Annotated in this window: 14 protein-coding genes; 11 read left to right on the top strand and 3 right to left on the bottom strand. The window is 73.3% G+C overall.

The genetic code is table 11. The features are described 5' to 3' along the window. Positions 1 to 52 precede the first annotated feature (52 nt). Entirely contained in the window at positions 53 to 1,282 is a 1,230-nt protein-coding gene (hemW, locus tag ACFW1A_RS00185) for a radical SAM family heme chaperone HemW (protein ID WP_380401394.1), read from the top strand. A gap of 40 nt (positions 1,283 to 1,322) precedes the next feature. Next, positions 1,323 to 1,880 carry a Uma2 family endonuclease gene (locus tag ACFW1A_RS00180; protein WP_380401391.1) on the top strand — a complete coding sequence of 186 codons (558 nt, stop codon included), beginning with the start codon at positions 1,323 to 1,325 and terminating at the stop codon, positions 1,878 to 1,880. On the opposite strand, the gene ACFW1A_RS00175 is transcribed toward ACFW1A_RS00180, so the two are convergent. From ACFW1A_RS00175 to htpX, 3 genes are read right to left on the bottom strand one after another with little or no spacing between them, the layout of a single operon-like run. After that, positions 1,871 to 2,701, bottom strand: a complete 831-nt coding sequence (locus tag ACFW1A_RS00175; RefSeq protein WP_380401388.1) for a DUF3097 domain-containing protein — start codon at positions 2,699 to 2,701, stop codon at positions 1,871 to 1,873. The two genes, ACFW1A_RS00180 and ACFW1A_RS00175, sit on opposite strands and share 10 nt — an antisense overlap. 50 nt (positions 2,702 to 2,751) lie before the next feature. Beyond that, the gene (locus tag ACFW1A_RS00170) at positions 2,752 to 3,336 is read right to left on the bottom strand and encodes a hypothetical protein (protein ID WP_380401384.1); all 585 of its coding nucleotides are present in this window, start codon (positions 3,334 to 3,336) and stop codon (positions 2,752 to 2,754) included. A gap of 38 nt (positions 3,337 to 3,374) precedes the next feature. Continuing rightward, positions 3,375 to 4,298 carry a zinc metalloprotease HtpX gene (gene htpX / locus ACFW1A_RS00165; protein WP_380401379.1) on the bottom strand — a complete coding sequence of 308 codons (924 nt, stop codon included), beginning with the start codon at positions 4,296 to 4,298 and terminating at the stop codon, positions 3,375 to 3,377. 406 nt (positions 4,299 to 4,704) lie between these two features. Between htpX and hrcA the strand changes: the two genes are divergently transcribed. From hrcA to ACFW1A_RS00120, 9 genes are all read left to right on the top strand, one after another. After that, the gene (gene hrcA / locus ACFW1A_RS00160) at positions 4,705 to 5,721 is read left to right on the top strand and encodes a heat-inducible transcriptional repressor HrcA (RefSeq protein ID WP_380401582.1); all 1,017 of its coding nucleotides are present in this window, start codon (positions 4,705 to 4,707) and stop codon (positions 5,719 to 5,721) included. 92 nt (positions 5,722 to 5,813) lie between these two features. Next, positions 5,814 to 6,953, top strand: coding sequence for a molecular chaperone DnaJ (dnaJ, locus tag ACFW1A_RS00155; RefSeq protein ID WP_380401376.1), 1,140 nt, complete (start codon positions 5,814 to 5,816; stop codon positions 6,951 to 6,953). Positions 6,954 to 6,983: 30 nt separating this feature from the next. Next, on the top strand, positions 6,984 to 7,733 hold the full coding sequence (locus ACFW1A_RS00150) for a 16S rRNA (uracil(1498)-N(3))-methyltransferase (RefSeq protein ID WP_380401373.1): 750 nt from the start codon (positions 6,984 to 6,986) through the stop codon (positions 7,731 to 7,733). Positions 7,734 to 7,793: 60 nt separating this feature from the next. After that, on the top strand, positions 7,794 to 11,036 hold the full coding sequence (locus tag ACFW1A_RS00145; RefSeq protein WP_380401368.1) for a PDZ domain-containing protein: 3,243 nt from the start codon (positions 7,794 to 7,796) through the stop codon (positions 11,034 to 11,036). Between the two features lie 94 nt (positions 11,037 to 11,130). Continuing rightward, positions 11,131 to 11,490, top strand: a complete 360-nt coding sequence (locus ACFW1A_RS00140; protein ID WP_380401363.1) for a histidine triad nucleotide-binding protein — start codon at positions 11,131 to 11,133, stop codon at positions 11,488 to 11,490. Positions 11,491 to 11,494: 4 nt separating this feature from the next. Further along, a complete protein-coding gene (locus ACFW1A_RS00135) occupies positions 11,495 to 12,436 on the top strand; it encodes a ribonuclease Z (RefSeq protein WP_380401360.1) in 942 nt (313 codons plus the stop codon). Positions 12,437 to 12,598: 162 nt separating this feature from the next. Continuing rightward, positions 12,599 to 13,696, top strand: coding sequence for a PhoH family protein (locus ACFW1A_RS00130; RefSeq protein WP_380401357.1), 1,098 nt, complete (start codon positions 12,599 to 12,601; stop codon positions 13,694 to 13,696). 12 nt (positions 13,697 to 13,708) lie between these two features. Further along, a complete protein-coding gene (ybeY, locus tag ACFW1A_RS00125; protein WP_380401354.1) occupies positions 13,709 to 14,203 on the top strand; it encodes an rRNA maturation RNase YbeY in 495 nt (164 codons plus the stop codon). Between the two features lie 6 nt (positions 14,204 to 14,209). Further along, entirely contained in the window at positions 14,210 to 15,535 is a 1,326-nt protein-coding gene (locus tag ACFW1A_RS00120; RefSeq protein WP_380401351.1) for a hemolysin family protein, read from the top strand. Positions 15,536 to 15,537 lie beyond the last annotated feature (2 nt).

Here is a 15,537-nt window from a genome sequence, read left to right as displayed (position 1 = left end):
GGCGTTCCGGTGCGGGGGAGGGGTTCGCTCTCCCGTACCGGACAATGGACGCATGCCCTCCGCACTTCCCGACGGCGAACCCGTGCCGTCCGACGGTTCGCTGCCCGACCACGCCCTGGCCCAGCTGGGTGAGCGGCCGTTCGGCTTCTACCTGCACGTGCCGTACTGCGCCAGCCGCTGCGGCTACTGCGACTTCAACACCTACACCGCCACCGAGCTGCACAGCTCGGGCGCGGTGGCCTCGCAGGAGACCTACGCGGCCAACCTGGTCGCGGAGGTCCGGCTGGCCCGCCGGGTGCTGGGCGGGGCGGAGCTGCCGGTGCGCACGGTCTTCCTGGGTGGCGGCACCCCCACCCTGCTGCCGGCCCGTGACCTGGTGGCCATGCTGGCCGCGGTCCGCGACGAGTTCGGGCTGGCCCCGGACGCCGAGGTGACCACCGAGGCCAACCCGGAGTCGGTCACCCCGGCCTACCTGGCCGAGCTGCGCGAGGGCGGCTTCAACCGGATCTCGTTCGGCATGCAGAGCGCCCGGCCGCACGTGCTCCGGGTGCTGGACCGCCACCACACCCCCGGCCGTCCCGAGGCCTGCGTGGCCGAGGCGCGCGCGGCCGGCTTCGAGCACGTCAACCTGGACCTGATCTACGGCACCCCGGGCGAGTCCGACGACGACTGGCGCGCCTCGCTGGACGCCGCGATCGGGGCCGGCCCGGACCACGTGTCGGCGTACTCGCTGATCGTCGAGGAGGGCACCCGGCTGGCCGGCCGGATCAAGCGCGGCGAGCTGCCGATGGTGGACGACGACGTGCACGCGGACCGCTACCTGATCGCCGAGCAGGCGCTCGGTTCGGCCGGCTACTCCTGGTACGAGGTCTCCAACTGGGCCACCGACGAGGCCGGCCGGTGCAAGCACAACGAGCTCTACTGGACCGGTGCCGACTGGTGGGGGGCCGGCCCGGGCGCGCACAGCCACGTGGGCGGCGTCCGCTGGTGGAACGCCAAGCACCCCGCCGCCTACGCCCGCGCCCTCGCCGGGGGCAGCACGCCCGCCCAGGGCCGCGAACTGCTCACCGCCGAGGACCGCCGGGTGGAGCGGATCCTGCTGGAACTGCGCCTGGTCGCCGGCTGCCCCCTCGACCTGCTCACCGCGGCCGGCCGCAAGGCCGCGGAGCAGGCCCTGGCCGACGGCCTGCTGGAGGCCGGGGCGTTCGCCGCCGGTCGCGCCGCGCTGACCCTGCGGGGGCGGTTGCTGGCGGACGCGGTGGTGCGTGACGTGGTGGACTGATTGTCGTTACGGTGGTGGGAGCCGTCCGAGGGAGCGAGCGATGACCGCCGTGGATGACCGCATCACAGGGATCTTCGAGAACCTTGAGGTTCCCGACGGATTCAAGGCTGAACTCCTCCGGGGGGAAATCGTGATGATGGCCGGGCCCGACCGGATCCACAATTGGATCGTCGAGGCCATTCAGGATCAGATTCCGCGGGCACGCTGGCACCGGGGAACGACTCAGGACATCGCGATCCCGAGCGCGGTGAGTGAGCCCCAGCCGGACTTGGCGGTGTACGAGCGGGGCGTGGTCGAGGGACCCGGCCGGCTCATCCCCGCATCGAAGATGACCCTGGTCGTCGAGGTCGTCTCGAAGACCAGCGTCGACCGCGACTACCGCACCAAGCGGCACCTGTACGCCGAGGGCGCGATCCCCGCCTACCTGATCGTCGACCCGATCAAGGGGGTCTGCGTCCTGCTGACCGAGCCCCGCCTCGACGCGCCAGGGGGGACGCCGGACTACGTGGCCGAGCGGGTCGGCAAGTTCGGTGACCTGCTGCGGGTCGCCGCCTTGGACCTCACCCTCGATACGAGCGAGTTCCAGACCTACTCCTGACCCGCCGTCACGAAGTCGATCAGCTCCTCCACCCGTCCCAGCAGGGCCGGCTCCAGGTCCTTGAAGGAGTTCACCGAGGCCAGGATCCGCTTCCAGGCCGCCGGGGTGTCCACCGGCCAGCCGAGGCGGCGGCAGATGCCCTGCTTCCACTCCTCCTCGTACGGCACGTCCGGCCAGCCCGCGATGCCGACGCTGGACGGCTTGACGGCCTGCCAGATGTCGATGAACGGGTGGCCCACCACCAGCACCGCATCGCCCGTCACCCGGGCGGCGATCCGGTGCTCCTTGGTGCCCGGGAGCAGGTGGTCGACCAGGACGCCCAGCCGGCGCCCCTCGCCCGGGGCGAAGTCGGCCACGATCGCGGGCAGGTCGTCGATGCCCTCCAGGTACTCGACGACCACGCCCTCGATCCGCAGGTCGTCGCCCCAGACCCGCTCGACCAGCTCGGCGTCGTGCCGGCCCTCCACGTAGATCCGCGACTCGCGGGCCACCCGGGCCCGGGCGCCCGGCACCGCGACCGAGCCGGACGCGGTCCGCCCCGGGGCCGTGGCCGGGGCCGGGCCGGCGGGCCGGACCAGGGTGACCACCCGGCCGTCGAGCAGGAAGCCGCGCGGCACCAGCGGGAAGACCCGCAGCTTGCCGCGCCGGTCCTCCAGGGTCACGGTGAACCCCTCGGCGGTCTTCTCGCAACGCAGCACCGCGCCGCAGAAGCCGGTGGCCGCCTCCTCCACCACCAGGTCCCGCTCGGCGGGCACCTCGGGGACGGGGACGCCGCGCTTCCACGGCGGGGTGAGGTCGGGTCCGTACTCTCTGCTGCGCATGGACCGAACTATAGGAAGAACGGACGCCCCGTCAGCGCCCGGACGCCCCGTCAGAGCCCGGGCGCGCCCCAGACGGGGAACCACCGGCTCAGGTCCGACTCCACCCGCAGGTCGTTCCCCAGCATCGCCTTGACCTGCAGCTCCAGCGGGCTGTTCCGGCGCTCCCGGCCGCCCGGCATCGGGGCGAAGGGGTAGAAGGTGCCGCGCTTGTACAGGTAGACCAGGGCCAGCGACTGCCCCTCGGCGTTGCGGAAGCCCACCAGCGAGCAGAGCAGCTGCGGCCCGAAACCGTTCGCCTCCAGCTCGCTGTTGACCGCGTGCAGGTCGTTGACCAGCTCCGGCAGCTCGTCCGGCGTGTGCCGGGCGAGCAGCCAGGAGTAGCCGTACTCGTCCCGGCTGGCCTCCACCGGCACCCCGCCGTTCGGCGTGTCGGCGTCCAGCAGGGCCCGCACCTGGCGCTGCACCTCGGTGAAGGCCCCGCCCTCGACCGCGGCGAAGCAGACCGAGCCCAGCCCGGTCGGGGTGAAGCCGGCGGCCGCCTCCAGGGTGAGCGCGGCCGAGGGCACGCCGAACAGCTGGTCCAGGTCGGGCTTGACCGGCTTGCTGCGGCCGAGCAGGGCGTCCAGGAATCCCACGGTCGATCCTTCCGTACGTCAGGGGTGCGGGTGCGGGCTCAGCGGCCCAGCTCGGCGGAGATCTTGCCCAACTGCTCCAGCCGCTGCTCCAGCGAGGGGTGGGTGGACATCAGCTGGGCGCCCACCTCCTTGGCGCTCAGCGCGGGGGCGAAGTAGAACGCGTTGTAGGCCTGCGACTTGCGCAGGTCCTCGGTCGGGATGGCGGCGATCTGCCCGGTCACCTTGGTCAGCGCCGAGGCCAGCGCGCTGGGCCGCCCGGTGAGCTGGGCTGCGGCGCGGTCGGCGGCCAGCTCCCGGTAGCGGGAGAGCAGCCGGGTGAGCAGGAAGCTGATCGCGTACACCACGGCGGAGACCGCGGTGACCACCACCAGGGCGATGGCGGCGTTGTCGTTGTTGTCGTTGCGGTTGTTGCCGCCGAACATGCCGCTGTACAGCGCGATCCGGGTGATCACGCCGGCCAGCACGCCGAGGAAGCCGGCGATGGTCATCACGGCCACGTCGCGGTGCGCCACGTGCGACAGCTCGTGCGCGAGCACGCCCTCCAGCTCCTCCGGCTCCAGCCGGCGCAGCAGGCCGGTGGTCACGCAGACCACCGCGTTCTTCTCGTTGCGGCCGGTGGCGAAGGCGTTGGGCATGTCGTTGTCGGCCACCGCCACGCGGGGCTTGGGCATGTCGGCCAGCGCGCACAGCCGGTCGATGGTGCCGTGCAGCTGCGGGTACTGCTCGGGGGTGACCTCGTGCGCCCCCATCGCCTTCTCGGTGATCTTGTCGCTGAACCAGAACTGCGCGACGAAGAGCCCGCCGGCGAGCAGCACCACCAACGGCCAGGCTCCCCGGAGCACCACGATCAGCACACCGGTGAACACGACGAAGAGCAGCCCGATGAAGAACATGGTGACGACCATCCGGGTCGTCAGGCCGCGGTCGGGGGCGAATCGGGTGTGGGGGCCGGAAGCCGACATCTGGGATCCTCCGTCTCGCCGGACCGAGGCCTCGGTCCGAGTTGCTTTCGATGCTGCCACTTCGCCCGGCGCCGGGCACCACCCCGGCGGGTCGCGACACGTGATCCGTGCGGCATCCCGGGACGGGGCGTTCCTGCGGTCGGACCCGGGCCGTACACTGGCAGGTACGGTTCTGGCACTCCTGTAAGCAGAGTGCCAGCCCATGAACGGACAGTACCCGGCGGCGCAGGGCCCGGTACCTGGACAACGCGCGAAGAGGGAGGTGCGTGCCGTGTTCGACGAACCCGTGTCCGACGCGGGCTCCACCGGCCGTGGGCCGGCCTCCGGGGCGAGCGGTACGCCCCGGGCCGCTCGCCCGCCGGCGACCCGGCCGGCCCGGCCCGCCGCCCCGCGCGCCGCCGGCCACGTGCTGGACGAGCGCAAGCTCGCCGTGCTGCGCGCCATCGTCCAGGACTACGTGGGCACCGAGGAGCCGGTCGGCTCCAAGGCCCTGGTGGAGCGCCACAGCCTGGGCGTCTCCCCGGCCACGGTGCGCAACGACATGGCCAGCCTGGAGGAGGACGGCTACATCCAGCAGCCGCACACCAGCGCCGGCCGGATCCCGACCGACAAGGGCTACCGGCTCTTCGTCGACCGGCTGGCCGAGATCAAGCCGATGAGCGCGCCGGAGCGGCGGGCGATCCGTCACTTCCTGGACGGCGCGGTCGACCTGGACGACGTGGTGGCGCGCACCGTGCGCCTGCTCGCCCAGCTGACCCGCCAGGTCGCGGTGGTCCAGTACCCCTCGCTGACCCGGTCCACGGTGCGCCACGTCGAGCTGGTGCTGCTGGCCCCGACCAAGGTGATGCTGGTGCTGATCACCAACACCGGGCGGGTCGAGCAGCGGCTGGTGGACTGCCCCTCCCCGGTGCGCGAGACCACCCTGGCCGACCTGCGGGTCCGGTTGAACGCCCGGGCCGGCGGCCGCCGCTTCCCGGACGTGCCGGCGCTGGTCGAGGACCTGCCCTCGTCCTTCGACCCGGTCGACCGCCCGGTCGTCACCACCGTGCTCTCCACCCTGTTCGAATCCCTGGTGGAGCAGAACGAGGAACGGATCATGCTGGCCGGCACCGCGAACCTGACCCGGTTCGGGCACGACTTCCCGCTGACCATCCAGCCGGTGCTGGAGGCGTTGGAGGAGCAGGTCGTGCTGCTGCGGCTGCTCGGCGAGGCGACCGACAGCGGGATGACGGTGCGGATCGGCCGGGAGAATGAGTACGAGGGGCTGAATTCCACCTCGGTCGTCTCCGTCGGCTACGGTTCGGGCGACGAGAGCGTGGCCAAACTCGGCGTGATCGGGCCGACCCGGATGGACTACCCCGGCACCATGGGGGCAGTACGTGCGGTGGCACGGTACGTGGGGCAGATCCTGGCCGAGTCATAGGCCAGGGCCCGCCCGACCGGCGGGCCGCCGTCCATCATGGACGGGCACAGCAGGCGCAGGCACTTCTAGAGGCGGAACAAGCGGAGCATTTGGTGGCCACGGACTACTACGCGGTACTCGGCGTCCGACGGGACGCGGGGCAGGACGAGATCAAGAAGGCGTTCCGGCGCCTCGCGCGTGAACTGCACCCGGACGTCAACCCGGACCCGAAGACTCAGGAGCGGTTCAAGGAGATCAACGCCGCCTACGAGGTGCTCTCCGACCCGGCCAAGCGCCAGGTCTACGACCTCGGCGGCGACCCGCTCTCGCCCAACGGCGGCGGGGCCGGCGGCTTCGGCGCCGGTGCGGCGGGCTTCGGCTTCTCCGACATCATGGACGCCTTCTTCGGCGCCGCCTCCGGCCAGCGCGGCCCCCGCTCGCGCACCCGGCGCGGGCAGGACGCGATGATCCGCCTGGAGATCACCCTGGAGGAGGCCGCGTTCGGCACCACCAAGGAGCTCCAGGTCGACACCGCCGTCACCTGCACCACCTGCAGCGGCGAGGGCGCGGCCCCCGGCACCTCCGCGCAGACCTGTGACATGTGCCGCGGCAAGGGCGAGGTCTCCCAGGTCACCCGGTCCTTCCTGGGCCAGGTCATGACCTCCCGGCCCTGCCCGCAGTGCCAGGGCTTCGGCACCGTGGTGCCCACCCCGTGCCCGGAGTGCGCCGGCGACGGCCGGGTCCGGGCCCGCCGCACCCTCACCGTCAAGATCCCCGCGGGTGTGGACAACGGCACCCGGATCCAGCTGGCCGGCGAGGGCGAGGTCGGCCCCGGCGGCGGCCCGGCCGGCGACCTGTACGTGGAGATCGCCGAGACCAGCCACCCGACCTTCCAGCGCCGCGGCGACGACCTGCACTGCACCGTCACCATCCCGATGACCGCGGCCTCGCTCGGCACCCAGGTGCCGCTGCAGACGCTGGACGGGTTGGAGGAGGTCGACATCCGGCCCGGTACCCAGTCCGGCCAGTCGATCCCGCTGCACGGGCGCGGCGTCACCCACCTGCGCGGGGGCGGTCGGGGTGACCTGATAGTGCATGTCGAGGTGCAGACGCCCACCAAGCTCGACCCCGAGCAGGAGGAGCTGCTGCGCCGGCTGGCCGCGCTGCGCGGCGAGGAGCGGCCCTCCGGGCAGTTCGCGCCCGGGCAGCAGGGACTGTTCTCCCGGCTGAAGGACGCGTTCAACGGGCGCTGACGCCCGCCCACCCCACCTCCAGGACCGCTCATGACCGCACCCGTCTTCGTCGTGCCCACCGAACGCCTCGCCACCGCCGCCCCCGGGGTGGTGGTCCGGCTGGACGGCGCGGAGGGCCGGCACGCGGTGGCGGTCAAGCGGCTGGAGGTCGGCGAGCCGGTCACCCTGACCGACGGCCTGGGCCTGGGCGGCCGCGGCACGGTCAGCGCGCTGCACGGCAAGGACGCGCTGGACGTCGCCCTGACCGGACTGCACGCCGAGCCGGCGCCCGCCGCCCGGTTGGTGGTGGTCCAGGCGCTGCCCAAGGGCGACCGCGGCGAGCTGGCGGTGGAGACCATGACCGAGGTCGGGGTGGACGTGGTCGTCCCCTGGGCCGCGGCGCGCTGCATCACCCAGTGGAAGGGCGAGCGCGGGACCAAGGCGCTGGCCAAGTGGCGGTCGACCGCGCGCGAGGCCGGCAAGCAGGCCCGCCGACTGCGCTTCCCCGAGGTGCGCGACCCGGTGACCACCCGTCAGCTGCTGCCGCTGCTGACCGGCGCGGCCTTCGCCGGGGTGCTGCACGAGGAGGGCGCCGAGGCGCTGGCCACCACCGCGCTGCCGGCGACCGGCGACCTGGTCCTGGTGGTCGGCCCGGAGGGCGGGATCAGCCCCGAGGAGCTGGCCGCCTTCGGTACGGCCGGCGCCCGGCCGTACCGGCTCGGCCCCTCGGTGCTGCGCACCTCCACCGCCGGCGTGGCGGCCGGCGCGGTGCTGCTGGCGCGCACCGGGCGCTGGGGCTGACGGCACGTCAGCGGCGGTAAACGGTGGTCGGCGCGGTGGCCGGGTGCATAACCTGACGCGGTGACGGAATCCGAGAGCATCCCCGCCGGCGCCTACCTGCGCCACCCGCACCTGCACGGTGATCTGGTGACCTTCGTCGCCGAGGACGATGTCTGGCTCGCCCCGCTGGACGGCGGGCGGGCCTGGCGGCTGACCGCCGACCGGGCCCCGGCCGCGCACCCGCGGTTCTCGCCGGACGGGCGCACGATCGCCTGGACCTCCACCCGGGACGGCTCGGCCGAGCTGTACGCGGCCCCGGTGGACGGCGGCGAGGCGCGCCGGCTGACCCACTGGGGGGCGACCACGCGCACCCTGCTGCGCACCTGGACCGCCCAGGGCGAGCCGGTCGCGATCACCAGCGCGGGGCAGCCGACGGGCCGTCAGGCCTGGGCGTTCGCGGTGCCGCTGGACGGCGGCGAACCGCGCCGGCTGCCGTACGGCCCGGTCGGCGGCCTGGCCTTCGAGCCGCACCGGGACCGGGTGCTGCTGCTCTCCGCCTACAGCCTGGAGCCGGCCCGCTGGAAGCGCTACCGCGGCGGCACCGCGGGCAAGCTCTGGATCGGCGAGACCGGCGGCGCGTTCACCCGGCTGCACGCCGACTTGGACGGCAACGTCGAGTCCCCGATGTGGGTGGGGGACCGCGTCGCCTTCCTGAGCGACCACGAGGGCACCGGGCGGCTCTACTCCTGCCGGCCCGACGGGTCCGACCTGCGGGCCCACGGCGCTCCCGACGCGGCAGGGTTCTACGCGCGGAACGCGGCCACCGACGGCAGCCGGATCGTCTGGCACAGCGCCGGCGACCTGTGGCTGCTGGACAGCCTGGACCCCGACGCGGTGCCCCGGCGGCTGGAGGTGCGCCCGGCCGGCCCGCGGGCGGCCCGCCGCCCGTACCCGCTGGCCGCCGGCGGCCGGGTGGAGAGCGCCGCCCCCGACGGCACCGGGCGCGCGGTGGCCACCGTGGTGCGCGGCACCGTGCACTGGCTGACCCACCGGGAGGGGCCGGCCCGGGTGCTGGCCGAGGCCCCGGGGGTGCGGGCGCGGCTGGCCCGGGTGGTCCCGCCGGCCGGCGAGGAGGGCACCGAGGGCGTGCTCTGGGTGACCGACGCCGAGGGTGACGACGCGCTCGCGTACCTCCCCGACGCGCTGGGCGAGGAGCGGCGGCTGATCGCCGCCGGACAGCTGGGCCGGGTGCTCTCGCTGGCGGTGGCCCCGGACGGCAACCAGGTGGCGCTGGCCGCGCACGACGGGCGGCTGCTGCTGGTCACGCTCGCCGACGGCGCGGTGCGGGAGCTGGTGCACAGTCAGGACGGCGAGGTCAGCGGGCTGGCGTTCGCCCCCGACTCGGACTGGCTGGCCTGGTCGCAGCCCACCCTGGCGCCCTGGTCGCTGCGCCAGATCATGCTCTGCGAGCTGGCCACCGGCAACGTCGCCGAGGCCACCCCGCAGCGCTTCCTGGACACCTCGCCGGCCTTCACCGCCGACGGCAAGCACCTGGCCTTCCTCTCGCAGCGCAACTTCGACCCGGTCTACGACGCGCACAGCTTCGACCTGGCCTTCCCGACCGGCGCCCGCCCGTACCTGATCACGCTGGCGGCCGACACCCCGTCGCCGTTCGGTCCGCTGCGGGGCGGGCGCCCGGTGGACGGCGCCGAGGAGAAGGACGGCACCGAGACCGAGAAGCCGACCGAGGGCGAGGGCACCGAGGAGCCGGCCGGCACCACCGTGGACCTGACCGGGCTGGCCGACCGGATCGTCCCGTTCCCGGTCGAGGCGGGCCGGTTCGGCGTGCTGCGGGCCGCCAAGGACGGCGTGCTGTGGACCCGCTACCAGGTGGTCGGCGAGCTCGGCGACGACGCCGCCACCCCGGACGACGAGCGCCCCGGCCCGGTGCTGGAGCGCTTCGACCTGCGCAAGCTGCGCGCCGAGCAGCTGACCGACAGCCTGGACGGCTTCCAGGTCAGCGCGGACGGCAACCGGCTGGCGGTGCTGGACGGCGGCGAGCTGCGGATCGTGCCGGCCGACCGGAAGCCCGGCGAGGACGACGAGGCCCGGGTGGACCTGGCGCGGCTGCGGGTCACCGTGGACCCGGCGGCCGAGTGGCGGCAGATGTTCGACGAGAACGGCCGCCTGATGCGGGACAACTTCTGGCGGGCCGACCTGGGCGGGGTGGACTGGGCCGGGGTGCTGGACCGGTACCGCCCGCTGGTCGACCGGCTGGGCTCGCACGACGACCTGGTGGACCTGCTCTGGGAGGTGGTCGGCGAGCTGGGCACCTCGCACGCCTACGTCTCCCCGCCCGGGCGCGGCGCCGCCGCCTCCCGGCCGCAGGGCCGGCTCGGCGCCGACCTGGCGCGCGAGGGCGGCGAGTGGCGGGTGGCCCGGGTGCTGCCCGGCGAGTCCTCCGACCCGCGGGCCCGCTCGCCGCTGGCCGCGCCCGGGGTGGCCGTGCGCCCGGGCGACGGGCTGCTCGCGGTGGACGGCCGCCCGGTCGACCCGGTGGCCGGCCCGGCCCCGCTGCTGGCCGGCACCGCCGGGCAGCCGGTGGAGCTGACGGTGCGCCGACCGGACGGCACGGTGCGCCACCCGGTCGTGGTGCCGCTGGCCGACGACGAGGCGCTGCGCTACCACGACTGGGTCCGCGGGCGGCGCGAGGCGGTCCGCGAGCTGTCCGGCGGGCGGCTGGGCTACCTGCACGTGCCGGACATGATGAGCGCCGGCTGGGCCCAGCTCCACCGCGACCTGCGGGTGGAGATGGCCAAGGAGGGGCTGCTGGTGGACCTGCGGGAGAACCGCGGCGGCCACACCTCGCAGCTGATCGTGGAGAAGCTCGGCCGCCGGATCGTCGGCTGGGGCCGCGGCCGCGACCTGGCCACCGCCGACCCGTACCCGGGCGACGCCCCGCGCGGTCCGGTGGTGGCGCTGGCCGACGAGCACGCGGGCTCGGACGGCGACATCGTCAACGCGGCGATCCAGGCGCTGGGCATCGGCCCGGTGGTCGGCACCCGGACCTGGGGCGGGGTGATCGGCATCGACAGCCGGTACAGCCTGGTCGACGGCACCGGGGTGACCCAGCCCAAGTACGCCACCTGGCTGGAGGGTTACGGCTGGGGCCTGGAGAACCGCGGGGTCACCCCGGACGTCGAGGTGCCGATCGCGCCGCACGACTGGGCGGCCGGCGCCGACCCGCAGTTGGCCACCGCGGTGCGGATCGCGCTGGAGGCACTGGCCGTCAACCCGGCCAGGACCCCGCCGCCGCTGCCGTAACCCGGCCGCGCGTCCGGTAGGTTGGCGGAACGTCAGCACCCTCCCCCGGCCAACGGCCGGGGGACCCGCCAACCCGTCCGGAGACCGATCCGCCATGGCCGACCCGCGCGACCCCGACTGCCTCTTCTGCAAGATCGTCGACGGTGCCGTCCCCGCCACCGTGGTCCGCGAGACCGAGCGCACCCTCGCCTTCCGGGACATCCACCCGCAGGCGCCCACCCACGTGCTGGTGGTCCCCAAGGCGCACTACCCGAACGCCGCGACGCTGGCCGCCGCCGACCCGGAGGTCGCCGCCGCGCTGCTCACCGAGGCCGCCGAGGTGGCCGTGGACGAGCGGATCGCGGAGTCCGGCTACCGGCTGATCTTCAACACCGGCCAGGGCGCGGGCCAGACCGTCTTCCACGCCCACGTGCACGTGCTGGGCGGCGAGCCGTTCACCGAGGGCCTGGTCTGAGTCCGTGAGCAACCGCGAACTCGTCGTCCTGGGCACCGCCAGCCAGGTGCCCACCCGGCACCGCAACCACAACGGCTACCTGTTGCGGTGGGACGGCGAGGGCTACCTGTTCGACCCGGGGGAGGGGACCCAGCGGCAGATGCTGCTGGCCGGGGTCTCGGCCACCGATCTGAACCGGATCTTCATCACCCACTTCCACGGGGACCACAGCCTTGGCCTGGCCGGGGTGATCCAGCGGATCAACCTGGACCGGGTGCCGCACCCGGTGCACGTCCACTACCCGGCCAGCGGCCAGGAGTACTTCGACCGGCTGCGGCACGCCACCGCGTTCCACGAGACCGCCGAGCTGGTGCCGGCCCCGATCCGGGGGCCCGTCAGCCTGGTCCTGGGCCTCCCGTTCACGATGAAGGCGGTGGCGCTGTCGCACCCGGTGGACTCGTACGGCTACCAGCTCATCGAGCCGGGTCAGCGGCGGATGCTGCCGGAGAAGCTGGCCGAGTTCGGTCTCAGCGGCAGGATCGTCGGGGAGCTGCAGCGGCATGCCGCGGTCGAACTGGACGGTCGCGTCATCACCCTGGAAGAGGTCAGCGAGGTGTACTGGGGGCAGCGGTTCGCCTTCGTGATGGACACCCGGATGTGCGAGGGGGTCGAGAAGCTGGCCGACGGTGCGGACCTGCTGGTCATCGAGGCGACCTTCCTGGAGTCCGAGCGGGCGCTCGCCGAGGAGCACGGCCACCTGACCGCCGCGCAGGCGGCCAAGGTGGCCCAGGCGGCGGGAGTGCGCACGCTGGTGCTCACCCACTTCTCCCAGCGCTACCCGGACCTGGCCGGCCACGAGGCCGAGGCCCGCAAGCACTTCGACGGCGAGCTGGTGCTGGCCCAGGACCTGACCCGGATCCAGGTGCCGCCGCGGCAGCGGTGGCACGAGAAGCAGCGGACCGGCTGAAAAGCACTGGCATCACCCGCCCCGCTGGCGCACCATCGATCGGGCCGCGCCGCACAGCGAACACCCGCGCGGCGTACCCTGGTGACCCCGGAAGCAACCGGGCGGCACCCCGAGAGACGGATGGGATGAGGCAGGCCGTAGCGCCGACCCATGAGCGAACCGATGAGTGACACCGCACAGACCAGCGCCCAGGGCGGCGCCGGCTCGACCGCACGGATCGTGATCCCCGAGAAGCACCCGATGGTCACCCTGCTCGGTGCCACCGACTCCCTCCTGCGGGTGATCGAGCGGTCCTTCCCGGAGACCGACATCCACGTCCGCGGAAACGAGGTCACCGCCACCGGTGACCGCGCGGACATCGCCCTGGTCAAGCAGCTGTTCGACGAGATGATGCTGGTGCTGCGCACCGGCCAGCCGCTGACCGAGGACGCCGTGGAGCGGTCCATCGCGATGCTGAAGAGCGCCGCGGCCGGTGACGGCCCGGGGCCCGCCCCGTCCGCCGTCTTCACCCAGAGCATCCTGTCCAACCGGGGCCGGACGATCCGTCCGAAGACGCTGAACCAGAAGTCGTACGTCGACGCGATCGACCGGCACACCATCACCTTCGGCATCGGTCCGGCCGGTACCGGCAAGACCTACCTGGCGATGGCCAAGGCCGTGCAGGCGCTGCAGGCCAAGGAGGTCAACCGGATCATCCTGACCCGCCCGGCGGTGGAGGCCGGCGAGCGGCTCGGGTTCCTGCCCGGCACCCTCTACGAGAAGATCGACCCCTACCTGCGCCCGCTGTACGACGCGCTGCACGACATGATGGACCCGGACTCGATCCCGCGGCTGATGGCCGCCGGCACGATCGAGGTGGCTCCGCTGGCGTACATGCGCGGGCGCACCCTGAACGACGCCTTCATCATCCTGGACGAGGCGCAGAACACCTCGCCCGAGCAGATGAAGATGTTCCTGACCCGCCTCGGCTTCAACTCCAAGGTCGTGGTCACGGGCGACACCAGCCAGATCGACCTGCCCGGCGGCACCAAGAGCGGGCTGAAGGTGGTCCAGTCGATCCTGCTGGACGTGCCCGACATCCACTTCTCGGTGCTCACCAGCACCGACGTGGTCCGCCACAAGCTGGTCGGCCGGATCGTCGACGCCTACGAGCGCTGGGACGCCGAGAACTCCGACGAGGCGGCCCCGGCCGCCCGGCGCAGTGCCCCGCGCGGTCCGCGCAGCCACACCCCCCGCCAGCCCCGCCGCACCGAAAGCTGACACCACCGTTCCATGTCCATCGACATCGCCAACGAGTCGGGGTGGGAGGCCGACGAAGAGGCCATCCTCGACGTCGCCCGCTACGCCCTCGACAAGATGCGGATCCACCCGCTCTCCGAACTGTCCGTGATCCTCGTGGACAGCGAGGCGATGGAGCAGCTGCACATCCAGTGGATGGACCTGCCCGGTCCGACCGACGTGATGTCCTTCCCGATGGACGAGCTGCGTCCGGGCAAGGAGGGCGAGGAGCTCCCGCAGGGGCTGCTCGGCGACATCGTGCTCTGTCCCGAGGTGGCCAAGGCGCAGGGCGCCGCGGCCCCCTCGCAGCACTCGATGGACGAGGAGCTGCAACTGCTCACCGTCCACGGGGTGCTGCACGTGCTCGGCTACGACCACGAGGAGCCCGAGGAGGAGCGGCAGATGTTCGCCCTCCAGAAGCGGATCCTGGACGACTGGCGGGCCGGTCGCGGGCTCGGGGGCATCTCCCCGGCGCCGACCACCCACTGATCCCCGATGGAGAGTGCGAGTCTGCTGATCGGCGCGTTCGCGCTGGTCATGCTCGGCTGGTTGGCCGCGTGCGCGGAGGCCGGCATCTCCCGGGTGTCCCGGTTCCGGGCCGAGGAGGCGGTGCGGGGCGGCCGGCGCGGTGCCGGCCGGCTGCTGACGGTCGCCTCCGACCCGGTGCGCTACCTCAACCTGGCCACCCTGATCCGGGTCGCCGCCGAGGTGGCGGCCGCGGTCCTGGTCACCGTGGTCTGCCTGCGCACCCTGCACCAGACCTGGCAGGCGGTGCTGCTGGCGTTCGGCGTGATGGTGCTGGTCTCCTTCGTCGCGGTCGGCGTCTCGCCGCGCACCATCGGCCGCCAGCACCCGCTGACCACCTCGACCGCGGCCTCCTTCGTGCTGCTGCCGCTGGCCCGGATCCTGGGCCCGATCCCGCGGCTGCTGATCCTGCTGGGCAACGCGCTCACCCCGGGCAAGGGGTACCGCGAGGGGCCGTTCGCCTCGGAGGCGGAGCTGCGGGCGCTGGTCGACCTGGCCGAGAAGGACGACCTGATCGAGGACGACGAGCGCCGGATGGTGCACTCGGTCTTCGAACTGGGCGACACCATCGTGCGCGAGGTGATGGTGCCGCGCACCGACCTGGTGATGATCGAGCGGCACAAGACGGTCCGTCAGGCGCTCACCCTGGCGCTGCGCTCCGGCTTCTCCCGGATCCCGGTGGTCGGCGAGAACGAGGACGACGTGGTCGGCATCGTCTACCTCAAGGACCTGGTCCGCCGCACCCACGTGAACCCGGAGTCGGAGTCCGAGCAGGTCGACGCGGTGATGCGCCCGGCGGTCTTCATCCCGGACAGCAAGCCGGTGGACGACCTGCTGCGCGAGATGCAGCAGATGCGCTCGCACGTGGCGATCGTGATCGACGAGTACGGCGGCACCGCCGGGCTGGTCACCATCGAGGACATCCTGGAGGAGATCGTCGGCGAGATCACCGACGAGTACGACCGGGAGACCACGCCGGTGGACGACCTCGGCGACGGCCGCTACCGGATCACCGCCCGGCTGCTGGTGGAGGACCTGGGCGAGCTGTTCGGCCTGGCGCTGGTGGACGAGGACGTCGAGACGGTCGGCGGTCTGCTGGCCAAGTACCTGGGCCGGGTGCCGATCCCGGGCTCGGCCTGCGAGCTGCCGCTGCCCGAGGAGACCTCGCCGAAGCTGGCCGCGATCCGGCTGGTGGCGGAGAGCTCGGCCGGCCGGCGCAACCGGATCGGCAGCGTGGTGGCCAGCCCGGTGCCCCGGGTGGTGGACGAGGCCGAGTCGGGGAGTAAGGCCGACTAGGC

Source organism: Kitasatospora sp. NPDC058965 (assembly GCF_042741245.1).
In the GTDB taxonomy this organism is placed as follows: domain Bacteria; phylum Actinomycetota; class Actinomycetes; order Streptomycetales; family Streptomycetaceae; genus Kitasatospora.
The sequence above is the reverse complement of the archived record's forward strand: the minus strand, read 5'-3'. Positions and strand labels throughout refer to the sequence as shown.